The 5,469-nt window shown below is 55.8% G+C and carries 3 rRNA genes; all 3 read left to right on the top strand.

Annotated elements, in window-relative coordinates:
• Window positions 1-191 precede the first annotated feature (191 nt).
• A 16S ribosomal RNA gene (locus AB4Y78_RS15560) occupies window positions 192-1,714 on the top strand.
• A gap of 376 nt (window positions 1,715-2,090) precedes the next feature.
• Window positions 2,091-5,203: ribosomal RNA gene (locus AB4Y78_RS15555) — 23S ribosomal RNA — on the top strand.
• Between the two features lie 96 nt (window positions 5,204-5,299).
• Window positions 5,300-5,416: ribosomal RNA gene (gene rrf / locus AB4Y78_RS15550) — 5S ribosomal RNA — on the top strand.
• The 16S, 23S and 5S rRNA genes sit together here, the layout of an rRNA operon.
• The last annotated feature ends 53 nt before the right edge of the window (window positions 5,417-5,469 follow it).

Raw genomic sequence — 5,469 nt, 5'->3', positions numbered from 1 at the left:
TTGGCTGATTGTGCCTGGTCCTCGTTGTGGGGGTTGGGTGTGGTTGGTCGAGCGAATTTTTTTCCTTTGGTTGACAATGAATCAAACAGCGATTGCGCTGGTTGTTCTTGCTCAGTCATGGTTCAGCCCTTTGTTGGGTTATGGATTGGCCTCCTTTTGAGCTCTTTGTGGGTTCGAGGGGGTGTTGATCATCAACGGAGAGTTTGATCCTGGCTCAGGACGAACGCTGGCGGCGTGCTTAACACATGCAAGTCGAACGGTGATGCTCCAGCTTGCTGGAGTGGATCAGTGGCGAACGGGTGAGTAACACGTGAGCAACCTGCCCCAGACTCTGGAATAAGCGCTGGAAACGGCGTCTAATACTGGATACGAAACTGGCCCGCATGGGCATGGTTTGGAAAGTTTTTCGGTTTGGGATGGGCTCGCGGCCTATCAGCTTGTTGGTGAGGTAATGGCTCACCAAGGCGACGACGGGTAGCCGGCCTGAGAGGGCGACCGGCCACACTGGGACTGAGACACGGCCCAGACTCCTACGGGAGGCAGCAGTGGGGAATATTGCACAATGGGCGAAAGCCTGATGCAGCGACGCCGCGTGAGGGATGACGGCCTTCGGGTTGTAAACCTCTTTCAGCAGGGAAGAAGCGAAAGTGACGGTACCTGCAGAAGAAGCACCGGCTAACTACGTGCCAGCAGCCGCGGTAATACGTAGGGTGCGAGCGTTGTCCGGAATTATTGGGCGTAAAGAGCTTGTAGGCGGTTTGTCGCGTCTGCTGTGAAAATCCGGGGCTCAACCCCGGACTTGCAGTGGGTACGGGCAGACTAGAGTGTGGTAGGGGAGACTGGAATTCCTGGTGTAGCGGTGAAATGCGCAGATATCAGGAGGAACACCGATGGCGAAGGCAGGTCTCTGGGCCACTACTGACGCTGAGAAGCGAAAGCATGGGGAGCGAACAGGATTAGATACCCTGGTAGTCCATGCCGTAAACGTTGGGCGCTAGGTGTGGGACTCATTCCACGAGTTCCGTGCCGCAGCTAACGCATTAAGCGCCCCGCCTGGGGAGTACGGCCGCAAGGCTAAAACTCAAAGGAATTGACGGGGGCCCGCACAAGCGGCGGAGCATGCGGATTAATTCGATGCAACGCGAAGAACCTTACCAAGGCTTGACATATACCGGAAACATCCAGAGATGGGTGCCCCTTTTAGGTCGGTATACAGGTGGTGCATGGTTGTCGTCAGCTCGTGTCGTGAGATGTTGGGTTAAGTCCCGCAACGAGCGCAACCCTCGTTCTATGTTGCCAGCACGTTATGGTGGGGACTCATGGAAGACTGCCGGGGTCAACTCGGAGGAAGGTGGGGATGACGTCAAATCATCATGCCCCTTATGTCTTGGGCTTCACGCATGCTACAATGGCCGGTACAAAGGGCTGCGAAACCGTAAGGTGGAGCGAATCCCAAAAAACCGGTCTCAGTTCGGATTGGGGTCTGCAACTCGACCCCATGAAGTCGGAGTCGCTAGTAATCGCAGATCAGCAACGCTGCGGTGAATACGTTCCCGGGCCTTGTACACACCGCCCGTCAAGTCACGAAAGTCGGTAACACCCGAAGCCGGTGGCCCAACCCTTGTGGAGGGAGCCGTCGAAGGTGGGACTGGCGATTGGGACTAAGTCGTAACAAGGTAGCCGTACCGGAAGGTGCGGCTGGATCACCTCCTTTCTAAGGAGCTTTGGCTGCCTGCCTGGTGTGGGTGGTTCAAAAACGCTGGGTTTGTCGGCGAGTGTCTGACACCTGGTGCTCTGGGTGGAACATCGATTATTTGACGTCTCTTGTGTGTCGCTGTGTGAGTACCTGCACTGTTTGGTGTGGTGGAAAGTGTGGTGGCGTGTGGGGGTGTCTGACACGTTGTTGGGTCCTGAGGGTTCACGCGAGTGAAGCTTCAAGACCACGCGCTTGGCCGGCTTGTGCTGGTYGGGTGTGGGTTGTGGGCCTCGCCTGGTCGCGTACTCATGGAACTGGTTTCTGTGGGCGTGGTCGTGTGGTGGGGTGCCGCCCGTATGTTGAGAACTACACAGTGGACGCGAGCATCTTTGTGGCTCAAGTTTTTAAGGGCGCACGGTGGATGCCTTGGCACCAGGAACCGAAGAAGGACGTAGGAATCTGCGATAAGCCTCGGGGAGTCGATAACCAGACTTTGATCCGAGGATTTCCGAATGGGGAAACCCGGCTGGAGGCAAGTCCAGTCACTCCTGCCTGAATATATAGGGCAGGTAGAGGGAACGCGGGGAAGTGAAACATCTCAGTACCCGCAGGAAGAGAAAACAATAGTGATTCCGTGAGTAGTGGCGAGCGAAAGCGGATGAGGCCAAACCGGGTCTGTGTGATAGCTGTCAGGCGTTGCAGGTCCGGGGTTGTGGGAGCTTTTTCACGATGCTGACATGTCGTGGTGGAGTAAAAAATCCTTGTCATAGTCGAAGGGTCTTGAATGGCCCGGCACAGAGGGTGCGACCCCCGTAGACGAAATGGCGTGGACTCCATGGAAGATTTCCCAAGTAGCACGGGGCCCGAGAAATCCCGTGTGAATCTGGCGGGACCACCCGCTAAGCCTAAATATTCCCTGGTGACCGATAGCGGACAAGTACCGTGAGGGAAAGGTGAAAAGTACCCCGGGAGGGGAGTGAAATAGATCCTGAAACCGTGCGCTTACAATCCGTCGGAGCCTCCTTGTGGGGTGACGGCGTGCCTTTTGAAGAATGAGCCTGCGAGTTAGTGCTCAGTGGCAAGGTTAACCCGTGTGGGGAAGCCGTAGCGAAAGCGAGTCCGAATAGGGCGTTTGAGTCGCTGGGTCTAGACCCGAAGCGGAGTGATCTACCCATGGCCAGGTTGAAGCGACGGTAAGACGTCGTGGAGGACCGAACCCACTTAGGTTGAAAACTGAGGGGATGAGCTGTGGGTAGGGGTGAAAGGCCAATCAAACTCCGTGATAGCTGGTTCTCCCCGAAATGCATTTAGGTGCAGCGTCACGTGTTTCTTACCGGAGGTAGAGCTACTGGATAGCCGATGGGCCTCACCAGGTTACTGACGTTAGCCAAACTCCGAATGCCGGTAAGTGAGAGCGTGGCAGTGAGACTGCGGGGGATAAGCTCCGTAGTCGAGAGGGAAACAGCCCAGATCACCAGCTAAGGTCCCTAAGCGTGTGCTAAGTGGAAAAGGATGTGGAGTTGCCGTGACAACCAGGAGGTTGGCTTAGAAGCAGCCACCCTTTAAAGAGTGCGTAATAGCTCACTGGTCAAGTGATTCCGCGCCGACAATGTAGCGGGGCTCAAGCACACCACCGAAGCTGTGGCATTGACACACTGCTCGGCACCCTTGTGGTGTCCAGGCGTGTTGATGGGTAGGGGAGCGTCGTGTGGCGAGTGAAGCGGCGGAGTGATCCAGTCGTGGATGCCACACGAGTGAGAATGCAGGCATGAGTAGCGAAAGACGGGTGAGAAACCCGTCCGCCGAATAACCAAGGGTTCCAGGGTCAAGCTAATCTGCCCTGGGTAAGTCGGGACCTAAGGCGAGGCCGACAGGCGTAGTCGATGGACATCCGGTTGATATTCCGGAACCGGCGAAGAACCGCCCATGATGAATCCAGTGATGCTAAACGCCTGAAGCTCACCGTTAGAGGTCTTCGGATCTCGTTGGTGRGTGGAACGCGTGACCCGATCTGGTAGTAGTCAAGCAATGGGGAGACGCAGGAAGGTAGCCTCCGCGTGGCGATGGTTGTCCACGTCCAAGGGTGTAGGGAGTCAGGTAGGCAAATCCGCCTGGCACGTATCCTGAGACCTGATAGTGACCGCTTATAGCGGGAAGCAGGGTGATCCTATGCTGCCGAGAAAATCCTCTAGCGAGGTTCTAGCCGCCCGTACCCCAAACCGACTCAGGTGGTTAAGTAGAGAATACTAAGGCGATCGAGTGAATCGTGGTTAAGGAATTCGGCAAAATGCCCCCGTAACTTCGGGAGAAGGGGGGCCCGGATTCTGAAGCCCCTTGCGGGCTAGGAAGATGGGCCGCAGAGACCAGGGAGAAGCGACTGTTTACTAAAAACACAGGTCCGTGCGAAGTCGCAAGACGATGTATACGGACTGACGCCTGCCCGGTGCTGGAAGGTTAAGAGGACCGGTTAGCCCCTTGTGGGCGAAGCTGAGAATTTAAGCCCCAGTAAACGGCGGTGGTAACTATAACCATCCTAAGGTAGCGAAATTCCTTGTCGGGTAAGTTCCGACCTGCACGAATGGCGTAACGACTTCTCCACTGTCTCAACCGCGAACTCGGCGAAATTGCACTACGAGTAAAGATGCTCGTTACGCGCAGCAGGACGGAAAGACCCCGGGACCTTCACTATAGCTTGGTATTGGTGATCGGGACGGCTTGTGTAGGATAGGTGGGAGACTGTGAAGCATGCACGCCAGTGTGTGTGGAGTCATCGTTGAAATACCACTCTGGTCGTTCTGGTTATCTAACCTCGGTCCGTGATCCGGATCAGGGACATTGCCTGGTGGGTAGTTTAACTGGGGCGGTTGCCTCCTAAAATGTAACGGAGGCGCTCAAAGGTTCCCTCAGCCTGGTTGGCAATCAGGTGGCGAGTGCAAGTGTACAAGGGAGCTTGACTGCGAGACAGACATGTCGAGCAGGGACGAAAGTCGGAACTAGTGACCCGACGGTGGCTTGTGGAAGCGCCGTCGCTCAACGGATAAAAGGTACCCCGGGGATAACAGGCTGATCTTCCCCAAGAGTCCATATCGACGGGATGGTTTGGCACCTCGATGTCGGCTCGTCGCATCCTGGGGGTGGAGTATCTCCCAAGGGTTGGGCTGTTCGCCCATTAAAGCGGCACGCGAGCTGGGTTTAGAACGTCGTGAGACAGTTCGGTCCCTATCCGCTGTGCGCGTAGGAAACTTGAGAGAGGCTGACCCTAGTACGAGAGGACCGGGTTGGACGAACCTCTGGTGTGTGAGTTGTTCTGCCAAGGGCACCGCTCATTAGCTACGTTCGGAAGTGATAACCGCTGAAAGCATCTAAGCGGGAAGCATGTCTCAAGATGAGGTTTCCATGAACTTCGGTTCGAGAGGCTCCCAGTAGACTACTGGGTTGATAGGCCAGATGTGGAAGTGCAGCAATGCATGGAGCTGACTGGTACTAATAAGCCGATGACTTGATACACACTCAACCTTGTGTTGCGTAACAAAAGATTGACTCGCGTCCACTGTGCAGTTCCCGAGATACGGTCGGGACACTGTCCACGTATTTCCATAGAGTTTCGGCTGTCATAGCGAAGGGGAAACGCCCGGTCCCATTCCGAACCCGGAAGCTAAGCCCTTCAGCGCCGATGGTACTGCACTGGGAACGGTGTGGGAGAGTAGGACGCAGCCGGACAAACATTGAAGTCGAGAGCCCCCAACGAGTCGTTGGGGGCTCTCGCACATCCC

This window comes from Janibacter sp. RAF52 (assembly GCF_052114035.1).
Lineage (GTDB): Bacteria > Actinomycetota > Actinomycetes > Actinomycetales > Dermatophilaceae > Janibacter > Janibacter hoylei.
This window is presented reverse-complemented; position numbering and strand designations above follow the sequence as displayed.